Source organism: Clostridium sp., assembly GCF_050717535.1.
Classification (GTDB): Bacteria; Bacillota; Clostridia; order Clostridiales; family Clostridiaceae; genus Clostridium_AD.
This window is the reverse complement of record NZ_JBOITM010000085.1, coordinates 1-21,916: the sequence shown is the minus strand read 5'-3', so window position 1 is coordinate 21,916 and position 21,916 is coordinate 1. Positions and strand designations below refer to the sequence as shown.

The 21,916-nt window shown below is 30.5% G+C and carries 21 protein-coding genes, 1 pseudogene and 1 riboswitch; of the genes and pseudogenes, 12 read left to right on the top strand and 10 right to left on the bottom strand.

Annotation, left to right across the window (positions count from 1 at the left end):
* Positions 1-22 precede the first annotated feature (22 nt).
* Positions 23-343, bottom strand: a complete 321-nt coding sequence (gene sugE / locus ACREVU_RS18170; RefSeq protein WP_431553011.1) for a quaternary ammonium compound efflux SMR transporter SugE — start codon at positions 341-343, stop codon at positions 23-25.
* A 58-nt stretch (positions 344-401) separates the two neighbouring features.
* A riboswitch (guanidine-I (ykkC/yxkD leader) is annotated at positions 402-505 on the bottom strand.
* 57 nt (positions 506-562) lie between these two features.
* Positions 563-862 (bottom strand): hypothetical protein, encoded by a 300-nt coding sequence (locus ACREVU_RS18165; protein WP_431553010.1) that lies wholly within the window; start codon positions 860-862, stop codon positions 563-565.
* A gap of 255 nt (positions 863-1,117) precedes the next feature.
* Between ACREVU_RS18165 and ACREVU_RS18160 the strand changes: the two genes are divergently transcribed.
* Positions 1,118-1,804 (top strand): response regulator transcription factor, encoded by a 687-nt coding sequence (locus tag ACREVU_RS18160; RefSeq protein WP_431553009.1) that lies wholly within the window; start codon positions 1,118-1,120, stop codon positions 1,802-1,804.
* On the top strand, positions 1,801-3,219 hold the full coding sequence (locus ACREVU_RS18155; RefSeq protein WP_431553008.1) for a sensor histidine kinase: 1,419 nt from the start codon (positions 1,801-1,803) through the stop codon (positions 3,217-3,219). The genes ACREVU_RS18160 and ACREVU_RS18155 overlap by 4 nt, the downstream gene beginning before the upstream one ends.
* A gap of 50 nt (positions 3,220-3,269) precedes the next feature.
* Here the strand turns inward: ACREVU_RS18155 and ACREVU_RS18150 are convergent, their stop codons facing one another.
* Positions 3,270-4,025, bottom strand: coding sequence for a sulfite exporter TauE/SafE family protein (locus tag ACREVU_RS18150; protein ID WP_431553007.1), 756 nt, complete (start codon positions 4,023-4,025; stop codon positions 3,270-3,272).
* Positions 4,026-4,330: 305 nt separating this feature from the next.
* Between ACREVU_RS18150 and ACREVU_RS18145 the strand changes: the two genes are divergently transcribed.
* The 3 genes from ACREVU_RS18145 to ACREVU_RS18135 all read left to right on the top strand — a co-directional run bounded on the left by ACREVU_RS18145 (position 4,331) and on the right by ACREVU_RS18135 (position 8,039).
* Positions 4,331-6,520 carry a glycosyltransferase family 39 protein gene (locus ACREVU_RS18145; protein ID WP_431553006.1) on the top strand — a complete coding sequence of 730 codons (2,190 nt, stop codon included), beginning with the start codon at positions 4,331-4,333 and terminating at the stop codon, positions 6,518-6,520.
* A gap of 116 nt (positions 6,521-6,636) precedes the next feature.
* Positions 6,637-6,867: a hypothetical protein gene (locus ACREVU_RS18140; protein ID WP_431553005.1), complete on the top strand. Its 231-nt coding sequence runs from the start codon at positions 6,637-6,639 to the stop codon at positions 6,865-6,867.
* A 14-nt stretch (positions 6,868-6,881) separates the two neighbouring features.
* Positions 6,882-8,039, top strand: a complete 1,158-nt coding sequence (locus tag ACREVU_RS18135; RefSeq protein WP_431553004.1) for a putative hexosyltransferase — start codon at positions 6,882-6,884, stop codon at positions 8,037-8,039.
* 275 nt (positions 8,040-8,314) lie between these two features.
* Here the strand turns inward: ACREVU_RS18135 and ACREVU_RS18130 are convergent, their stop codons facing one another.
* The gene (locus ACREVU_RS18130) at positions 8,315-8,770 is read right to left on the bottom strand and encodes a DUF441 domain-containing protein (RefSeq protein WP_431553003.1); all 456 of its coding nucleotides are present in this window, start codon (positions 8,768-8,770) and stop codon (positions 8,315-8,317) included.
* A 268-nt stretch (positions 8,771-9,038) separates the two neighbouring features.
* Between ACREVU_RS18130 and ACREVU_RS18125 the strand changes: the two genes are divergently transcribed.
* The 6 genes from ACREVU_RS18125 to ACREVU_RS18100 all read left to right on the top strand — a co-directional run bounded on the left by ACREVU_RS18125 (position 9,039) and on the right by ACREVU_RS18100 (position 13,865).
* Positions 9,039-9,410: a GntR family transcriptional regulator gene (locus ACREVU_RS18125; protein WP_431553002.1), complete on the top strand. Its 372-nt coding sequence runs from the start codon at positions 9,039-9,041 to the stop codon at positions 9,408-9,410.
* 34 nt (positions 9,411-9,444) lie between these two features.
* Positions 9,445-10,335 (top strand): ABC transporter ATP-binding protein, encoded by an 891-nt coding sequence (locus ACREVU_RS18120; protein ID WP_431553001.1) that lies wholly within the window; start codon positions 9,445-9,447, stop codon positions 10,333-10,335.
* Positions 10,328-11,389 carry an ABC transporter permease subunit gene (locus ACREVU_RS18115; RefSeq protein ID WP_431553000.1) on the top strand — a complete coding sequence of 354 codons (1,062 nt, stop codon included), beginning with the start codon at positions 10,328-10,330 and terminating at the stop codon, positions 11,387-11,389. Before ACREVU_RS18120 ends, ACREVU_RS18115 begins: the two co-directional genes overlap by 8 nt.
* Positions 11,390-11,579: 190 nt before the next feature.
* Positions 11,580-11,906, top strand: a complete 327-nt coding sequence (locus ACREVU_RS18110) for a hypothetical protein (protein ID WP_431552999.1) — start codon at positions 11,580-11,582, stop codon at positions 11,904-11,906.
* Positions 11,907-12,020: 114 nt separating this feature from the next.
* On the top strand, positions 12,021-13,049 hold the full coding sequence (locus ACREVU_RS18105) for a glycosyltransferase family 2 protein (protein WP_431552998.1): 1,029 nt from the start codon (positions 12,021-12,023) through the stop codon (positions 13,047-13,049).
* Between the two features lie 162 nt (positions 13,050-13,211).
* Entirely contained in the window at positions 13,212-13,865 is a 654-nt protein-coding gene (locus tag ACREVU_RS18100; protein ID WP_431552997.1) for a DUF5412 family protein, read from the top strand.
* Positions 13,866-13,981: 116 nt separating this feature from the next.
* On the opposite strand, the gene ACREVU_RS18095 is transcribed toward ACREVU_RS18100, so the two are convergent.
* Entirely contained in the window at positions 13,982-14,266 is a 285-nt protein-coding gene (locus tag ACREVU_RS18095; RefSeq protein WP_431552996.1) for a hypothetical protein, read from the bottom strand.
* Between the two features lie 610 nt (positions 14,267-14,876).
* On the opposite strand from ACREVU_RS18095, the pseudogene ACREVU_RS18090 reads away from it, so the two are divergent.
* Positions 14,877-15,299: pseudogene (locus tag ACREVU_RS18090) on the top strand (chorismate-binding protein); the annotation flags it as partial.
* Positions 15,300-15,395: 96 nt separating this feature from the next.
* Here the strand turns inward: ACREVU_RS18090 and ACREVU_RS18085 are convergent.
* The 5 genes from ACREVU_RS18085 to ACREVU_RS18065 all read right to left on the bottom strand — a co-directional run bounded on the left by ACREVU_RS18085 (position 15,396) and on the right by ACREVU_RS18065 (position 21,772).
* Positions 15,396-16,220, bottom strand: coding sequence for an undecaprenyl-diphosphate phosphatase (locus tag ACREVU_RS18085; protein ID WP_431552995.1), 825 nt, complete (start codon positions 16,218-16,220; stop codon positions 15,396-15,398).
* A 144-nt stretch (positions 16,221-16,364) separates the two neighbouring features.
* Positions 16,365-17,654 carry a homoserine dehydrogenase gene (locus ACREVU_RS18080; RefSeq protein WP_431552994.1) on the bottom strand — a complete coding sequence of 430 codons (1,290 nt, stop codon included), beginning with the start codon at positions 17,652-17,654 and terminating at the stop codon, positions 16,365-16,367.
* A gap of 45 nt (positions 17,655-17,699) precedes the next feature.
* Entirely contained in the window at positions 17,700-19,013 is a 1,314-nt protein-coding gene (locus ACREVU_RS18075) for an aspartate kinase (RefSeq protein WP_431552993.1), read from the bottom strand.
* A gap of 35 nt (positions 19,014-19,048) precedes the next feature.
* Positions 19,049-20,539, bottom strand: coding sequence for a threonine synthase (gene thrC, locus ACREVU_RS18070; protein WP_431552992.1), 1,491 nt, complete (start codon positions 20,537-20,539; stop codon positions 19,049-19,051).
* Between the two features lie 15 nt (positions 20,540-20,554).
* A complete protein-coding gene (locus ACREVU_RS18065; protein WP_431552991.1) occupies positions 20,555-21,772 on the bottom strand; it encodes a cofactor-independent phosphoglycerate mutase in 1,218 nt (405 codons plus the stop codon).
* Positions 21,773-21,916 lie beyond the last annotated feature (144 nt).

The following is a 21,916-nucleotide window of genomic DNA, read 5'->3' as shown; positions in this document are numbered from 1 at the left end:
GATTTTGTATTTATTAGATCAATTAATTAGGTGATGCCAATTTCAAGCCTGCAATTCCTATTATTATAAATCCAATACATACTAATCGCATTATATTCATAGGTTCTTTAAATAATATTATTCCTAAAATCACAGTACCAACTGTACCAATTCCTGTCCAAATTGCATATGCAGTTCCTATTGGAAGACTTTTCAATGCTAACGACAGAAAATAAAAACTTGCTATCATTCCTAATACGGTAAACACACTGGGTATAGGTTTTGTAAATCCTTGTGAATATTTTAATCCTATAGCCCACCCCATTTCAAAAAATCCTGCTATAACTAAAAATAACCATTGCATAATTTTCTCTCCTTTCAATATACAAAATAAAAAAAGCCAAAGATGATATTGTAATAATATCTCCCAGGCTTTTATCCTTCCGTGAACACAGTTAACCTGTGCGTTTTATCTTGGACCAGACCAGTTATTAATTTAAACTGCGGAACCCTATAAAACTTTAATGCATATTCACTTAAAATATTAACAAAAATTATTAAGGTTGTCAATATTCACATATATTCAACTTTTTTTATTGGGATCATCCAATGCTGTGCTTTTACCAAAATAAAATGAAACAACAGAAACTATAATAGTCTTAAACTCATCTGAAATTGTGGTCTCCTTATTAAAAATAATTAAATAAATTTGGATGGATATATAAATAAATATTAATCCTAATGTAATACTTCTTCTAGTTAAACCTTTTGTATCTCTAGTCTCATGAGTCTTCCTCATATTGATTATATCTAATATTATGGGGAAAGAAATAATAAGAAATGTTGTTAAAATCAAAATACAAAATATTACATAGTCAGCCATTATTAGAATCACCCCACTTTATATTTTATTAAAATATAGATATTTATATATATCATACTATTCTAAAGGCATGTTACTTGCTATAGGACCATTACCCTTCTATATTTAAATAACACACAATCTTCACATAAATTTTCTGAAATGTTTTGAAAATTATGTGATAAAATATACTTAACAGATATTTATAGTTCTTTATTGATTAAATGATTTTTATAAACAATAAAACACAGTAATTAACATATAGGGGTGATTCACTTGTCAAAGAAAATATATCTTGTTGAAGATGAAATAAGTTTAAATCTATTATTAGAAAAATACCTACAACGTGAAGGTTATGATGTGACTACTTTTTCAAATGGTAATTCCGCATTAGAAAGAATTAAAGATTTGCCTGATCTTTGGATACTAGACATAATGCTTCCAGATATTGATGGTTATCAAATTATAAAAGCTGTTAAAGCTCATAATAAAAATACACCGGTAATTTTTATGTCTGCGAGAAATGAAGAACTTGATCGTGTGGTTGGACTCGAACTTGGTAGCGATGATTATTTATCAAAACCTTTTTTACCTAGAGAGCTAATTATTAGAACAAATAAACTTTTAGAAAGAGTTTCTGTAAGTGCTAAAGAAAATACCCACGCGCCTTTGGATGACTTGAATTTGGGAGGATATTGCATTAGCAAGAAACAAAGAACAGTTTTTCTGGGGAAAGAAGAGGTTATACTAACTAACAAAGAATTTGAACTTCTCTATTATTTTATTGAAAATAAAAATAATTTAGTGTCTAGAGAACAAATATTAGATATGGTATGGGGTGATGATTACTTCGGTTCAGATAGAGTAGTCGATGATACCATTAGACGAATCAGAAAAAAAGTAGATAAATTCACTATAGAGACGGTATATGGTTATGGTTATAAGTTGGTATACAAGTTATGAAGAGTGTAAATTTCAAATTCAAATCACTGACCATGAGAATATGGACTACTTTTACCATCATAATACTTATAATAATTTTCAGCATTTCATTTTTTTACCTAGTTGCTTTTAAGACCATAGATGAGAAAGCTAAAATTGAAGATCTCAAAGTATCTCATAATTATTTAATAAAAGCTAAAGATTTTACAGGTCAAAATAGATTTGACGAGATAAAAAATCTAAGAGGAAGCGATTATTATATTGTAAATGTGGACGAAAATAATAGAACTGAAATCATAAATATAAATAAAGGGCACGGATTACCACCAAATACTAGTAATTCTACTAATGCACTTAATACTCCCGATGTCCCTAATCCCACTTTTGGTATAAATGATAGAAATGTAAAATTGTGGATGTCAAGTTTCATTACACCAGGTACTCTTGTTGAAAAACAATTTAAAGAATCCTACAATAACATGAAATTTATTTTTTTAATAAGTTCAGTCGAATATGGAGATACTGGAAAATCATATTTAATAACTTATATGCCTGAAATGCAAAATAATACTATGCTTTATATTATGCTTATTATTGGCCTAGTTTTTATAGCTATTGGTTTTTTAACCTCCAAATTAGTTGCAAACTATATTTCAAAACCACTTAAAGAACTAGAAAATTATACTGTTAGAATAGCACATAAAGATTGGAAAGAACCTATAAATATTAAAAATACAGATGAGATTGGACGACTAGCAGACTCAATGAATATGATGCAAAGGGAATTAAAACGTGCGGATGAAGAAGAGAAAATGTTTTTACAAAGTATATCCCACGATTTAAAAACACCCATCATGGTAATTATGAGTCATGCTGCAGCAATTATTGATGGTGTGTATGTTGAGTCAGTGGAAAAAAATGCAGAAATAATAAAGGATGAGGCTTTAAGCTTAGAAAAAAAAGTTAAACAGATGTTATATTTAAATACCCTTGATTATGTTTTAGAAAATAACATTTATGATATTGAAATTAACTTGCATCGTCTACTCTTCCATATAATAAATAGATTTAAAGTAATTAATCCTAATATTGTGTGGGACTTATCCATTGAAGAGGCTCTTATAATAGGAAACGCAGATAAAATACAGGTCTCTATTGAAAACATCTTAGATAATAGCCTTAGATATGCTAAAAAGAACATTTGCGTAACGTTAAAAAAAGAAGGTTCTTTTGCAGTAATAGAGATATATAATGATGGACCTAACATTCCACAGGAACATATATGTAATATATTTGATAATTTCTACAAAGATAAGACTGGAAATTTTGGTCTTGGCCTTGCTATTTGTAAAAAAATTGTAAGTTTTTACAATGGTGAAATAGAAGCTATAAATAAAGATGTGGGTGTTAGTTTTTTAATTAAATATAGGCTATAAAAAAAAGCAATCAACTTTATTGTTGATTGCTTTTTTAGTTATATCTATTTCTATATTAATAGCTTTATTGCTGCTATAGCTGTCATACCTATAATAATATATCGAAAATTCTTCTCTTTTATTTTTTTGATCATCAACATGCCCAAAAATGCTCCTATAGCAATTGCAGGTATCATGCCCACGGTAAGTAAAATTGTTTTACCGGACATATTATGCCAAAATAAAATTTGCAATGGAACTTTCGATACATTAATAAGAAAGAAAAACCAAGCTAGTGTACCCATAAAATCGTTTTTCTTGAGGTTCATACTTAACAAATATACACTAAATATAGGCCCAGCAGCATTTCCAATCATGGATGTAAAACCAGTAAGAATACCCGCAAAAGCATAAAACCATTTATTTTCTGGGACTTTAAAATTTTCTCCCTTTTTTTCACTATAAAGTAAAATAATCAAACAAAGTAAAACTGAAATTGATATAACCGTTTTAAATTGTTTGTCGTTAATATAGTTTCCAACTATGACACCAAATAACAATCCTAGGAATGTCCAAGGTAATAATTTTTTTATATTATTCCATTTTGCATGCCTATTATAATAGTATAATGCAAAAATATCTCCCATTATTAATAGTGGAAGAATAACTCCTGTAGATTCTTTTCCCCCAAACACACTCGCAATTATAGGTATAGCGGGTAGCATAAAAGCACTAATCCCAGTTTTTGAAAATCCAATTAAAAATGCTGATATTATTACCCCTACCCATTGCCATGTTGAAAAATCAAATAAATTAATGATATGCATTTTTTTAGCTCCCTTTAGTATAATTAATTACCGTTGTATTTTTTAATATCTCCTGTAATAATAACACTTATATTAATAGGACAGTTATTTTCTAAAAAATTAAAAGACCTGACATAAGGCCATCTCATAATAGCATCACACAATCCTCACACAATTATTTGATACTACTACTACAATTTAACTTTATAATCTAATTTATAAAGTTAAAACAATGTGCCTGTGATTAATATTAAAACTATATTTAAATACTTATGAGAATGACTGTTATTCCTCTCATTACTCATTTTAAAAAGGAGCTAATTAAAATGAAAAAATTAAAACTTTCAAAAGATAAGCTATTATTATCATTAATCTTGTTATTGTCAGGAATCTTAAATTTTACTAATTTAAGCATACAGGGGTATTCAAATCTGTATTATGCTGCTGGTGTAAAAAGCATGACTATGAGCTGGAAAAATTTCTTTTTTGTAGCTTTTGACCCAACTAGTTTTATAACTATTGATAAACCCCCTCTAGGTTTTTGGCTTCAAGCGATTTCCGCTAAAATCTTTGGATTTAGCGGCTGGAGCATTCTTCTTCCTCAGGCTCTTGCAGGAGTAATCTCCGTTGCAATAATATACATTATTGTTAAGAGATCCTTTGGAACTGTTGCTGGTCTTCTTTCAGCATTATTTCTTGCAGTGACCCCAGTTTTTGTTGCTGTAAGCAGAAATAACACTTGCGATAATTTACTTGTTCTAACTCTTCTACTTGCATGCTGGGCTATTTCCATAGCAGCTGATAAAGGAAAATTTAAATATCTTTTAATAAGTTTAGCTATTGTGGGTATTGGTTTCAATATAAAAATGCTTCAAGCATACATGGTAATTCCTGCTATATATTTAACTTATATTCTTTCGAGTGTAGTTTCACTTAAAAAGAGAATAATCCATCTTATTGCAGGAACATTGGTTCTGCTGGTTGTTTCTTTTTCTTGGGCAGTAGTGGTAGATTTAATACCTGCTTCAAATAGGCCTTACGTAGGAAGCAGTACGACTTATAACTCAGAACTAGAACTTATATTTGGACATAACGGCCTAGAGCGACTTGGAATTGGAAGTAGTAGTAGCACTAAAGGCACAAGCAGTGGTAACACTCAAGGAATGCCTGGTGGAACTCCTCCTACTGGAAACAATGCAGCAACATCATCCTCAGAAAGTACTGCCAATGATAATATCACTCAAAGCGCAACACAAGGAGGTACCCCTCCTACTGGAACTGGACAACGTGGCACACCACCTGCAGGAGGTGGTCAACGTGGGCAAGCTCAAGGTGGAAAATCTAACGGCGGCGGCGGTGGTAACATGGGTGGTCAAGAAAAATCTAGTATTACAAGATTATTTTCAAGTAATAGTTTGTCAGATCAGATAATTTGGTTTTTCCCTCTTGCACTATTCGGATTAATAGCAGCTGCATTAAAAGAAAAACTTAAGCCTGCTTTTGATAACAGAAAAAAATTGGCTTTAATTTTATGGTCAATGTGGTTAATACCTGAATTTATATATTTCAGCTTCACCACAGGTTTATTTCATCCTTATTATTTAACAATGCTTGCCCCACCAATAGCAGCTCTTGCTGGAATTGGGATTGTGTCGATGTGGGAACTTCATAAAGGGAAAGGAATTAAATCTTGGATTTTACCAGTAGCACTTATTGTAGATGGATTAGTTCAGATACTGATTTTATCTTATTATTATAAGACTTCAAGTATCCCTAAGATTTTAATGATTGTACTAGCTGTTTTATGTTTTGTTTCTTCAATTACAATGATCATCCTTAAACTATTAAAAAATAAAAATGAAAAACTATCGAAAATATTAGTATCTACTGCCTTAATAGGGCTCTTAATAACCCCTATGTTTTGGTCTGCTACTACAATGTTTAATGCTATGTCTGGAAGCATGCCATCTGCTGGTTTAAGTTTAATAACTAGTGGAACAAAAGGAACTTCAGATATGGGAGGTTCAGGTACTTCTGATAATACTAAATTAATAAAATTCTTACAGACTAATAAAACAACTGAGAAATATATCCTTGTAACTTCATCTACTAATGGTGTTGCAACAGATATAATACTTAAAACCAATGAATCTGTAATGACTTGGGGATTCTTTGGAACTGATAAAGTACTTACCTTAGCAGAATTTAAGGAATTAGTTAATAAGGGCGAAGTAAGATATGTAATGGTGAGCGGCCAGGGTGGCGGATCTACTGATGATATCATTACCTGGGCTCAATCAGCTGGTAAACTTGTTGCAGAGAGTAAATGGAAAGATTCTACAACTGCAACTAATAAAGAAATAACTTCACCTGCAACAACAACTAGTAAAAAAGCAACAACAACAGCCGAAACTAGCGATACCACAAAAGCTGCAAATTCAAAAACACAGCAATTTGGTGGTGGAAATTCTCAAGCCTTATATGATTTAAAAGGCGCTGATACTACGACAAAATAATAACAATTACCACAATTTTATATAAATGAATAATCTATGGTTGCCGATTCTATAACTAATGTAGAATCTACAACCATAGAAAAATTTAATACAGTAAGAAAGATGAGGATAAAACCATGAAAATAAGTAAAAATATATTAACCTCAACCTTAGCAGTTATGTTAACTCTCTCAGTTATGATAGGAACCCTTTTGTTTGCATACAAATATACCACATCCCATGCCGTAAATAATAATTCATCTCGAAAGGGAAATGGTACAATGTCTCATCATGGATTCCAAAAAAATGATGGTAATAAACCTGAAGGAGGTTCTTCAAATGGAGATTTCAAGAAACCAGAGAACTAAGTTGGAGGAAATTTATGAATAACAATAAAAGATTCTTTAAAAAATTTGTTATATTAGCTTTTATTATATGGGTTGCCATACTTATTAGAATTCCAGGTTTACCTTTTATGAGTGGAGACTATAATTCCTTTGTAAGTAAATGGTTTGATACTATAAAAGCAGATGGTGGCTTTATTGCTTTAAAAAATGCAATGGGTGATTACACACAGCCCTATCTATATTTATTAACAATAGGCACTTATACAAATATAAACACCTTATTCTATGTAAAAATGTTATCTTTTGTTTTTGAATTAATAACTGCACTTTATATTATGAAAATTGTTAATATAAAATATAAAAATGAAAAATTAGACTATCTATCTTTTGGACTTGTACTTATAATTCCAACGGTTATATTTAACGGCTCTGTATGGGCGCAATGCGATATAATATTTACTGCCTTTGTTATTGGTTCTATCTATTATATTCTATGTGAAAAACCAGTTACATCAATAATATTTTATGGAATTGCACTATCCTTCAAACTACAAGCAATTTTTTTACTGCCATTGTTTGGAATTTTATTGTTCAAGAAAAAAATTAAAATATATCATCTATTGCTTATACCCATATCTTATTTGGTTATAAATATACCTAGCTTAATTGTAGGTAAACCACTTAAAGATATTTTGCTAACTTATGCTACTCAATCTGGCGAATATAAAAATTTAACTTATAACGCACCCTCAATATATCAATGGATTCCTAGTAAATTGTTTAGCGATACAACTCTCGTAGGTTATATTGGAATATTATTTACCTTTGCAGTTGTACTTATTATCCTTTTTGTAAGTGTTAAATATATAAAAGTTATTAAGTATGAAAATGTTATAGAACTATCATTATTGTTAGCTGTTATAGTACCCTTTTTATTACCAAGAATGCATGAGAGATATTTCTTCATGGCCGATGTAATTTCACTATTATATGCATTTTGTTTTCCAAAGAAATTTTATATAGCTATAATAATACCTCTAGTATCCCTTTTGTGTTATCTCCCATTTTTATATAATACAGGAACGGATTCTATAATTGATCTTTCTATAGTGTTGTTTATAGTTATAATTGATTTACTGTACTCATTTAGACTTCACCTTATTAACGAAAAGAAGGAACTACCTTCAAAGTAATTATTCTAGCTACAAGATATAATATAAGATTATCTCCCTTTAAAACAGCCAACAACTCATCGGTTGTTTTTGCTTTGTGTTATCACATAATGTTTACATATTTATTTTATATTAATGCAACAATTGACAATTATAATTTAAATTATAGGAAAACTTTAGAAAATAAAGATCATAAAAATTAAAAGCTATTACAAATTCTACTAAAAATAAAATAGATGTCTATGCTTAAGCATATGTAAGAAATAAAAGCCTTGGTTTTTTTAAAACCAAGGCTTTTATTTATGGATCATCTTTGCAAATAAAGCTACCATCCCTGATGTAATAAGTGGTCCCACAGGTACCCCTCCTAAAAAAGCTGCCGCAGCAACTGCACCTATTATCATAGCAGGCATAATATCGCTATGTCCCTGAACAGTAAGATAGTTCAATCCTTGTCCACTTAAATATGTTGTTAAGAACGAAAGAACTAGGGCTGTTATACCTATCCAGGATGTAAATACGTTTTTTATATTATCTGTTGTAATGCGTCCACTTGCAATAGGTATCATTATAGCGGCTATAAGAAATATAAGTCCCCCTGTAATTCCATTTTTTTCTATAACCGGATATACATATCTGTCTAGTCCTAAGAGTTTTAGCATAAGCAATAAACATGTAGCGATAGCAACTGAATTAGCCTTTCCAAATATGGCAGCAGCGAGAATTATCAATAAAATAATATTAGAACTCAAAACTAATCATCTCCTGAGATATATTATTCAATATGCTTTCGAAAAAATTATCCACTTAAAATATTCTATTCTACTCAACTGTTTTTAATCCTAAAAAGGAGCATCTTAATTAATTATTCCATTATAAATATTGTAATATTTCACAAATCACACTTGACAATGTAAATCTATTGTACTATATTTATATGTGTACTACATGAAGTAGTACACATAATACACATATCTCAAATAAAAAAGAAAATTAATTGTTTGAAAGAAGGTGAACCCCTTGATAAATATCGATAGCAGAAGCAGTAAACCTATTTATGAGCAGATTATTGAGAAGATAAAGGAAAATATATTAAAAGGAATATTAAAACCGGGAGATAAACTGCCTTCTGTACGTGAACTTGCTTCACTTATAACAATCAATCCTAATACTATAAGCAAAGCCTATAATGAGTTAGAGCGAATGAAAGCAATTGAAGTTATACGAGGAAAAGGAACCTTTGTAGTAGAAAATTTTCAACCTGTAATGGATGAAGAAAAGTTGAAAGAAATTAGAGAACATATGAAGAAAATAATTATAGAAGCACATTATATAGGAGTTGATAAGGATAAGTTAATTAATATAATGAATGAAATTTATAACGAGTTTTAACTATTAGAAATTTATAGAATGGGGGGGTGTCATCTTGATAGATATAAAAAATGTGAGCATGAGGATAGACGATAGGTATATTCTAAAAAATGTTAATCTTAATGTAAATAAGGGGAGTATATTTGGAATAATCGGTGAAAACGGTGCGGGTAAGACTACACTTATAAAATGCCTAACAGGTATTTACAGAATTGATGAAGGCAGTATTTTAATAGGTGGTGAAGAGGTTTTTGATAATAATAGTGTTAAACAGAGGATAGGTTATGTATCCGATGAAAATCAATATTTTTCATCTTTCAAAGTAAAAGAGCTCTTAAAATTTTATAAGAAAGCCTATAATGATTTTTCACAGGAGAGATTTAATGAACTTAATATAAAATTTAAAATTCCTGTAAATAGAAGAATAAGGGAACTTTCCAAAGGCATGAAAATGAGAGTTTCTATACTTTTAAACCTGAGCATAAAACCTGACATTCTAATACTTGACGAACCCACATCCGGTCTTGATCCTGTAATTAAAAAAGAAATAATGTCCATCATTGTAGATGAAGTCGCATCAAGAGATGTAACTGTATTTATTTCCTCACATCATTTAGATCATATCGAGAGAATATGTGATAATATAGCAATAATTAAAAATGGTGAAATAAAACTTATGGGTTCTATAGAAGAAGCTAAAAATAGTCTAAAAAAAATTCAAGTAGTATTTAAAGATGCAGCTGATATAAATAAAACTCTCTCTTCTCTTGATGGTGTAATTAAGGTTGAAACTATAGGTAGAGTAAATTACATAGTTACTAAAAATTACACAAGTGACTTTGAACAAAAGCTTTATGACCTGGGGGCTGACTTTATAGAAATTTTAGATATGAGCCTTGAGGATATGTTTATATATTTCGTAGAAGAGGAGGGTAAAAATGAATAAAATAATAAATAAGGCACTTTTCTATAAGGAATGGATAAATGTAAGGTGGGTAACCCTTTTAACTATTTTCATACTTTTATATTATAAGGTTTATGGGGTTATATTAGTATTAAATCAGAATAAAATATGTTTGCAACAAAATGGTAAAGTATGGACTGATAGATGGTTCAATAATGGACTTTATGTTCGGACTACTTATTCTAACGTAATGATATTTGCTGTAGTAATGCTCGCCATAATTTTATTTATAGGAGAGAAAACCAGCGAAACTCAAGGTTTTATAGCTTCTATGCCCTTTACAAGAAAAGATATAATACTTAATAAATGGATTATTGGGGTACTAAGTCTACTTATAAGTTTTGTAGTAACATATATAATTTTAAGCTTGTTTTATTTTGCAAATATTAATGGCCTTGATACAACTTTAAATCCATACTCTGATATAGTTAAATGGTTTTTTATGGATACATTTCAGTACATTTGCATTTTTACTTTTATGATGCTAGTACAGACAGTTATGGGAAATAGCATTGTATCCGGTGTAGTTGGTGCAATTATACTTATAGTGCCCTACCTTATAACACTGGCATCACTGCGCATAATTATAAAATACCATATTATGAATTTAGGGTATTTTGCTTTTAATAAAATCGGAGATTGGCTACATAAGTGGCTAAATATTTATATTTATAATTCACCTGGGCAGATCTGGATTAATACAGAAGAAAATAGTAATAAAGATATGTATAGGACTTTCTATTATACAAATTATAAGTTAAAGCTATTAGTACTTTTTATATTAACTTGTTTATTTTTGTACTTATCCTATGTATCCTATAAAAAGAGAAATTTAGAATATAATTTAAGACTAATAGTCTTTAAAAATTTAAAACCTGTATTTATCTGTGGTGTTTCAATATGCTCAGGGCTTTTAGCTGGTTTAACTTTGGAAAGCGAAAGGTTAGGATTATTTGCGATTTGGGCCTCTCTTTTCACTATTATAGGCTATTTTATATCCAAGCTCTTACTTAAGTTTCTCTCATCAACAAAATAATTATAAATAACTTTTAGCAACAAACGTACTATTCATTTTAGTATTACTTTTATTAAATATCAAAGATCATTGAGAAAATAAGAAAAATTCATATATTCAAAATTTAACTTCAATACTATATTATAATATTTGAAAGGAATGGATGAAAATGAAAAGCATATCATATCTAACCATATTAGGTTGCATAATTATGACACTTTTATTATCTTCCTGTTCTGAAAAACACATGCAGACTAATTTGATTATAGCAAATAAAAGTTCTGAGATTATTACCAATATAGCCATTCAAAGAGTTGATAAAGCTGACTTTATTGATAGTTATCTAAAGTCTAACCAGCATTCATATTTTGATATGGGTGTACAAGAAAATTGTACTTATAAAGTAGAATTCGAAGATAAAAATAACCAAAGTACTCTTAGCAGTGAATTTACTTCTGATTTTAATAAGGATGGGATTGTAAATATAAATGTTTTAAAAGATAAGAATGGAAAATGGTCTATTGTTTTAAACAACTAAAATAATAGTCTCACATAAAGTTCACATATTAATTTGATACTACTGATACAATTTGACCCTATAATTTTAATTATAGAGTTGCAGTAACAAATTAATGTGGAGGGAATGATAAATATGACCAATGGAATTGTTTATTCTTTAGTGGTACCTTTGTATAATGAAGAACTTGTAATAAATGAAAGCTATTGTAGATTAAAATCCGTAATGGATCGCACAATTGAAGCATATGAAATTCTATTTGTTAATGATGGAAGTTCAGACAGAACAAGGGAAATGATAGAAGATATATGTAGAAAAGATAAGAGTATAAAGCTTATAAATTTTTCAAGAAACTTTGGGCATCAAGCTGCAATAACTGCAGGAATGAACGTGGCTTTGGGTGATGCTATTATTGTAATAGATGCAGACCTTCAAGATCCTCCAGAAGCTATTTTAGAAATGGCTAAAAAATGGAAACAAGGCTATGATGTTGTTTATGGAAAAAGAATTAAGCGAGAAGGTGAAACCTTCTTCAAAAAATTCACTGCTAAATCTTATTATAGATTACTAAAAAGCATGACAACAATCGATATACCTGTTGATACCGGAGATTTTAGACTTATAGATAGAAAAGTATGTGATGCGCTAAATTCATTACCAGAAAAAAATAGATATATACGAGGTTTAGTTAGTTGGGTTGGATATAAACAAACCTTTGTAGAATTTTCACGTAAGGAAAGATTTGCTGGTGAAACTAAATATTCACTAAAGAAAATGATGAAATTAGCTTTTGATGGCATAACTTCTTTCTCTTATAAACCATTAGTTCTAGCTGGCTACTTTGGTGGATTTACTGGTTTTATAGGTACTGTCACATTAATTAGTAATATCATAACCTCCATGGTTAACCACACTAGCCTACTAAGTCTAGGACTAATCCTAGGCATTAACTTAATGATGTTTGGAATAATATCTTGCTTTTTTGCTATTATGGGTGAGTATATTGCAAGAATTTCTGATGAAGGTAAAAACAGGCCACTATATATAGTAGAAAGTACTATAAGCCATGAGGAACTTAACAAAAGTGATAATTTAAAAACATCTAGAGCTTCTGAAATATATCACTTAAAATCTACTTCAAAAATCTCAGCTCTGAATAATTAGCATAAAACAATCCCACGTCTTAAGGCGTGGGGTTTTTATTTTCAACACTGAAAATACTACTTATATTTTGACATCACATAAAACACTATATCTTAATAATTGATATTTTCTAAATATTAGAATATAATTAAAATGTATATAATTGTATATTAGGAGGACTAAATGAATTTCAAAAATTTAATTAGTGAAAAAATCTGGATTATAGGAATAGCTCTATTAATTTCTAGTGTATTGTCTTTAAATAGTTTTTATTTTATATCTAATATTGCACAAAATATTTACTATGGTATATATGTTATTTTGTCAATTATAACTATTGTAATTATTCGTAAGAATTATTCTTTAAGAATTCATCATGGCTTCTTTATACTATTCAATTTGTTACTTATATATATAACATATGTAACTTTTATTGTTGTCCCATTATTCTTTATATTTCCATCATTGTTGTTATTCCCATTATTTTCTTCGGAAAAGTCCCATACCATTTCTAAATTTTTTTCTACTCTTTCATATAGCCTACTTTTAATTGCAATGTTATTTTTCTTGGTTGTGAGATTAATTTTTACATCTGTAAAATTAGTTAAGACGGTAGATTCACCAAGTAACAAACAGATGATTGAAGTATATTCTATAGACAATGGTGCTGTAGGTGGATCTACTCGTGTATATATAGCAGAAAAATATTTTTATTTATTTAAGAAAAATACGTTTATTTACTCTGGTAATTATGGAGATGGTAATGATATTGTTAAGTGGATAGACAGTAATCATGTTCAAATTGATAGTAAAACTATTGATATTACATCAAAATAACTAAATATACTATACAACTAGCATTTTTATATATGTTGGCTCATAAAATACCATATATTTTTTTATAATTCATAAACTTTACAATAACATCGTACCTGAAGGTTGATTATAAAAATTTATTTAAATTTAAAATTTTCTTCTAAAACATTTTTCATTAACTCATTAGATATTTTGACAGCATCTACCCTATCCTTCGCAGGGGCAGAAATCATAATGCCCTCTTCACCAAGTACAGAAATGGTTAATTGGGTAAGTTTGTTATCTGTGAACATTTCTCCATAGTAGGTCTTACCACGTTCTGTATTTTTATTAATATATGTCAGAAAACTCGAACTATCACCAACAGATATTTCAACTCCATCACAACGCAAGTTGCCGACGGTAATAGAACCTACAAACAAATCCTTCTTTAAAATTCTCTTTCCGTAACTACCATCAATTTTTATTGTAAGTTGTTCTTGTTGCTGTTTATCATCACCTCACAATTATGTCCTTATTTAATTATATAGAATATTAATATGCATTTCAAATGTTTTACATACTTTCAATTATATATTTTAGATACATGCAATTATAATAGTTGACAATTATTAATTAAAGATGTATCATGTTAAACAATATCAATGAGCAGAAATAGTAGATAAGGGAATTTAGTTTAAGCGAATCCGGAATAGTGAAAGCTGGGTACTGTAGCCGTTATTGAATGGTTCTGTGAGATGTGATGCGAACTAGTAGTAGCATTAACCGGATAGTCCACAGTTACAGGGACAGGGCAATCGAGAAATCCGTGCCTGACAAAGATAGTTATTTAGGTGGTAAACGAAATTTTACATTTCGTCCTTTTATAGGATGGAGTGTTTTTATTTTTTTTGCACCTAAATAACAATATGGGTGGCACCGCGGTCACTTCGTCCCATTATAGGGATGAAGTGTTTTTTGTTTTACAAAAAAATAAAGAGGTGGTAATAAAATGGTTAATTTAACCCAAAGTGAATTTGAGGATAAAATACAAAAGAAGACCAGCAACTTAAAGAAGAATTGTTAAAGGATGAAAAGGAGCTGGCAGAGCATCTAATGCTAGTGGATTTGGGTAGAAATGATATAGGTAAAATTAGTGAATTTGGATCTGTTAAGCTAGATAAATTTATGGAGGTAGAATTATTCTCCCATGTAATGCACATATGTTCAAAGGTGTCAGGCACACTAAAGTCCGAATTAAATTGCTTTGATGCGCTTAAGTCTTGTTTACCTGTAGGTACCGTGTCTGGAGCGCCAAAGATAAGGGCCATGGAAATTATTGATAAGCTGGAAAATGTGAGGCGCGGTATATATTCCGGTGCCGTTGGTTATTTTTCATATGATGATGATATGGATACTTGCATAGCAATAAGAACAATAGTATTCAAGGATGATTTTGCTTATGTTCAAGCAGGCATTCCGCAAGCTGTTTCCTATAAAATAAAAAAGGTACTTACCACATAATAATATTACGTAGTAAGTACCTTTTTTTTGCTAGCACATATAATAACTTTAAGCTATAAGTCCAAAATATATAATAACTATAATTCCAAGCACAATCCTATACCAACCGAATGCAGTAAAATCATGCTTCTTGATATACACCATTAAAAATTTAATAGACAATATTGACACTAGAAAAGCAACTATCATCCCTGTAAATAAAATACTAAGTTCAGTACTAGTAAATATTAAACCGAATTTAAGAATTTTCAAAAGGCTTGCTCCGAACATAACAGGAATAGCAAGGAAAAATGTAAATTCTGCTGCAACTGTTCTTGATGTACCTATTAGTATGGCACCCACTATTGTTGCTCCCGAACGTGATGTGCCAGGAATTAATGCCAATGCTTGAAATACTCCTATCATCATTGCAGTTTTATATGAAATTTGTGATAATTCATTAATATTTGGTATTTTGTTTATGTTTCTTCTCTCAATAATAATAAACAGAACACCATACAGAATTAGAGTAACTGCAACGGTCTGATAATTATAAAACAGTGCATTGATTTTATTATCAAACACCAGACCAATGATTGCTGCCGGAACACATGCTACTAGAATTTTAAACCATAGCGACATTATATCCTTTTTTATACTTAACTTTTCTTTAAATGAAAATGGAATCAGCATTTTCCAATACAAAACCACAACCGCCATGATTGCTCCAAGCTGAATAACTACATAAAACATTTCTTTAAAAGCGCTGCTCATGCTGAGCTGTAAAAATTCATCAACCAAAATCATATGCCCCGTACTGCTAATAGGTAACCATTCAGTTATACCCTCAACAATACCAAGAATAATTGCCTTGATTATCTCAATAAATTGCATTTATCAATCTCTCCTATTCAACATATCGTTTTTTTCTAAAATATACTTGCTATAAATCCCATTATGGAAACACCAATAATTGCAAGATAAGATAGACACATATGATAATAACACATTTTTCATAAATTCAACATAAAATATTTACTAATTAAAGGATTCTATTCTTATTATACTTTCTACCGTGTTAACATTTTCCAATAATTTTATTTTTTTAAGAGAATTTCTTACATCCCTTTCAACACTTTTATGGATAATAAATGCTAATGGCACATCATCTTCATCCCTTACATCTTGGGTCATGGATATAATGCTAACATTATTTTCACCAAATATTTTCGCTGTATCTCCTAAAACTCCTGCTCTATCTTTAACATTAAGTCTTATATAAAATTCTGATTCATTTTCTTCCGGTTTTTTTATTTCTTTAAATTCAACTTCCTCATTAATATCACTTAGATCGGCTGGCTTTACATTATTTCTTAATATAGATATTATATCACCTACAACTGCACTTCCAGTTGGTAAATCCCCTGCACCCTTACCATATAGCATTAGTTCTCCCACCGCATTTCCCTTTATCATAATGGCATTAAAGACATCATTTACATTTGCCATGGGGTGGCTAGAGGGTACTAGGGTTGGATGTACTCTTAGCTCTAATTTGTTATTTTCTTCTTTTGCTATGGCAAGTAATTTTATTGTATAACCGAATTTTTTAGCATACTCTATATCCAAGGAACTAATATTTCTTATTCCTTCCCTATAAATAGCATCATGATCAACCTTTGTCCCAAAGGACAGTGAAGCCATTATAGCTAGTTTATACACCGCATCATAACCATCCACATCAGAAGTTGGATCTGCTTCTGCAAAACCCTTTGCTTGAGCCTCTTTTAATGATTCATCAAAACTAATTCCATCATTAGTCATTTTACTTAATATATAATTTGTTGTTCCATTTATAATTCCAACTATCTGCTGAATTCTATTGGCTGTGAGACTCTCCTTAATTTCCCTTATTATTGGAATTCCGCCAGCCACACTTGCTTCATAATAAAATAGTACCTTTTCTTCATCTGCTATTTTAAATAGCTCTTCGCCCCAATTTGCAATAACTAATTTATTAGCAGTTACAATGTGCTTTTTAGCTTTCATTGCACGTATCATGTACTGCTTAGCAACACCTCTTCCACCTATAAGTTCAACTACAATTTTTATACTTTCATCATTTATAATATCATCAATATTATCTGTCAATATTCCCTCAGATATAATAATATCTCTTTTTTTATTTATATCTTTTACTAGTATTTTAGCTACCTCTATTTCATAGTTTGAACGTTTCATTATTTCTTTTTTATTTTCCTTAAGTATCTTCCATACACCTGTGCCAACATTTCCAAAACCTAAAATTGCTATTTTTACTTTTTCCATATTGATCTCTCCTTTCCTATATACTAACAGCACCGAAAGTGATTCTTAATCTTCGAAGGCTTTGTAAACTGCTCTAATTGCATTTTCAAAGTCCTCATTTTCTACACCAACAAAGATGCTTAATTCACTTGAGCCCTGATTTATCATTCTAATATTAATATTATTTTTCGATAGGGCACTAAATAATTTAGCTGAAATCCCCTTAGTTCTTATCATTCCTTCCCCCACTACTGCTATTAATGCCATATTAGGATAGGCTACTAAAGAATCTGGTTTACATTGATTTTCAATTTCTTCTAATATTATATCAAGCTTATTGTCCAGCTGCAAATCATCAATTACCAATGAAACTGAATCTATCCCCGATGGTATATGCTCAAAGGCTACATTATTATTTTCAAGGATTGAGAGAATCCTACGGCAATATCCTATATGTCTATTCATAAGTGTTTTTTCAATTGCTATTACTGTAAAATCTTTTTTTCCTGCAATTCCTGTAATATTTCCCACTTTAACATCTAATTTATTATTTAAAATAGTGGTTCCCTTTTCCATTGGGTTATTGGTATTTCTTATATTTATTGGAATTCCATTATTTTTAACAGGAAAAATTGCCTCTTCATGAAAAACATTTGCCCCCATATATGAAAGTTCTCTAAGTTCTTTATATGTTACCTCTTCAATATGTTTAGGTTCCACAACAATACTGGGATCTGCCATTAAGAAACCTGCCACATCTGTCCAATTTTCATAAACTATTGCCCCTACACCCCTGGCAATTATTGCTCCTGTAATATCCGAACCACCCCTTGAAAAGGTTCTTATTTTACCATCTATAGAGGCACCATAAAACCCTGGTATTACAGCTTTTCCCTCCTTAGGTAATCTACTATTAATAAGATCATAGGTTGCTTTTTCATCCAACCTCCCACTTTTCTTAAAAACAATAATCTCAGCAGCATCAATAAATTCATATCCTAAATACTCAGCTAGTATTAAGCCGTTTAGATATTCCCCTCGGCTTGCTACATATTCTTCTGAAGCCCCATTAATTATTCTTTCCTTAAGATCACTTAAATACTTGAAAATGTCTAATGAAAGCTCTAATTCGCTACACAGAGTAGTATATCTTTCCTCAATTAATTTGAATAATTCATCAAAGGGTAGCGATTTTTCCACATGTTCATGACATAAATATAAAAGATCTGTGATTTTATAATCGCCCTTTTTTCTCTTACCTGGAGCTGATGGCACAACGTAGGCCCGCCTATCATCCGACATTACAATATCTTTTACTTTCTTAAATTGATGACTATCACATAATGAACTTCCACCAAATTTTGCAACTATAATTTCCATAATTTCTGCCCCTTACTATTTATAATTTTATAATTTTATAATTTAAGTATCTTTTCGATTTGCTTTTGCATTTCATTCTTTGCGCATACAGTTTTGTGAAGCACCGGTCTCTTTTCTAAGTCCACTATACCTGCTGGAATATCAATGTTTGTTATTTTGCTAAGTTCACTTATTAATTCAAAATCATTTAGTCCTGTATATTTTGTATCTATTGATTTCATTACTTCTGGAGTAAATTTGTAGGGGCTTGCAGTAGAAACTATTACTGTCTTTGTAGCATCTTTTGTTGCCTCTAAATATTTTTTGTAAACCACATAGGAAACTGCTGTATGTGTATCAATTACATAATTAGTATTTTTGTAAACTTCAGTTATAGCATTAGAAGTTTCCACTTCAGTTGCATAACCTCCAAAAAAGTCACCTAGGTCACTTTTCATTGTACTATTAATTTTATATTTACCATTTTTATTAAGCTGCTCCATAAGATTTTTTATAACCACTGAATCTTGTCCACTAATAGCATATAACAATCTTTCAAGGTTGCTTGAAATCAATATATCCATTGAAGGAGACATGGTAATTACAAAATCCCTTACTTTATCATAAGTTCCTGTATTTATAAAATCAAATAAAACCTTATTTTCATTTGAAGCACATATCAACTTTTTAATTGGAAGTCCCATTTTCTTTGCATAATATCCTGCCAATATGTCACCAAAGTTTCCAGTAGGAACAGAAAAATTTATCTCTTCCCCTATTTTTATGTCCCCTCTATTACATAGCTGAGTATATGCGTAAAAATAATATACAACCTGAGGTATTAGCCTTCCTATATTTATTGAATTAGCTGATGAAAACATACTACCCTTATCATCCAATTGTTTCAGAAGGTCCTTATTTGTAAGCATCTGCTTAACTCCATCTTGTGCATCATCAAAGTTTCCATTAATACCTATAACAAAGGTATTATCTCCAGTTTGTGTTACCATCTGCCTCTTTTGAATCTCACTTACACCTTGCTCTGGAAAAAAAACTATTATTTTTGTACCATCTACATTTGCAAAACCTTCCAAAGCCGCTTTCCCTGTATCACCAGAGGTAGCCGTAAGAATAATCATTTCTTTATCATTGTTTAACTTTTTCACTGCACTTTTTAATAAGTATGGTAGTATAGATAATGCCATATCCTTAAAAGCTAAAGTAGGTCCATGGTATAGCTCTAAAAAATATGATTGACCATGCTTTACTAGTGGAGCAATAATAGGTGTATCAAATTTTTTATCATATGCCTTATGTATACATGCCTTTAAGTCATCTTCCTCATAATCCGTTAGAAATTCCTTCATTATAGTTAATGCTAACTGTTTATAATTCATATTCATCAATTCTTTAAGTTCTATAGCTAACTTTGGTATTGATGTTGGTACAAAAAGGCCACCATCGCTGCATAGTCCTCGCGCAATAGCTTCTGCAGATGTTACTTCCACTCCATTTCCTCTAGTACTCTTATAATATATTTGTTTCATATTATTCATCCCCTCCTACTTTATGTCTTTCAAAAAGTAATCCATTAACTTATATCCTTCTGGAAAATATAAATCTGTGTCTTTTGCCAAAAATTCGTCATAACATCCATTAGGGTTGTCCATCTCATTATTGCTTTGATATATTAAAAATGGAACTGGCTCACTAGTATGTGTCCTAAGAGCCAACGGCGTTGGATGATCGGGAAGTATTATCATTTTATAATCTTCACCTATTCTCTCCAATTCCTCTTTAACAACCTTTACTATCTGGTTATCTATATATTCTATAGCCTTATATTTATTTTCTACTTCGTGTCTATGCCCACATTCATCTGGAGCTTCCACGTGAATATACACAAAATCATTACCCTTTGCAAGTTCTATAAGTGCTGCCTTTGCTTTGCCTATATAATTAGTATCAATATTTCCAGTTGCTCCTTCCACATCAATAACGTCCAGTCCCGCACATAAACCTATTCCTTTAATTAAATCAACAGCGGAAACTACTGAGCCTTTTAATTTATATTTTTCATAAAAGTTAGATAAAAGTGGTTTCTTTCCTTCACCCCAAATCCATATTGAATTAGCTGGGTTTAATCCTTTAGCAACTCTTTTTTTATTTATATCATGCTGAGATAAAAATTTGTTGCTTTTTCTTATCATTTCATCAATTACTTCACTTTTCAAACCTCCAGGCATATAGTTTTTTACCTTTTGCCCCAGAATATCATGGGGTGGTGTAAGCTTCCACTGGTAGGGACCATTATCCCATATCATAAGATGTCTATAGCTAATACCTGGATAAAATTTTATTGCCTCTGTGCTTAAATATTCATTTAATGCACTTATTAATTCCGCGGATTCCTCAGTTGTTATTTCACCAGCACTATGATCTAACATTATTTTTTCCTCGTAGGGCTCGTCTTCTGATACAGTTACCAAATTACATCTAAAGGTAATATCTGTATCTGTCATAGCTACTCTCATGCTTGCTGCTTCAAAGGGTGAACGTCCACTATAATAAACAGATGGATTGTATCCGAAGACTCCCATGTTTGCTGTATCGCTTCCTGCTGGCATTCCCTCTGGTACAGTTTTAACCATACCTAAGGTACCGTGCTTTGCCATATAATCAATTGTAGGGGTATTAGCATATTGAATAGGGGTTTTGTTATTTAACTCTTTTACAGGATAATCTGCCATCCCGTCTCCTAGCACTACAATATATTTCATATATTAACACTCCTCCATATATCTAGTGTACCTACTTGTACACTGATTGATTTTACTCGTTTTACACATAGACTACATATAATCTATGTAGTCTATAATCTTACCTAAAACATTTTCTTATTTGTTCAAAAACATCTTGTTCAG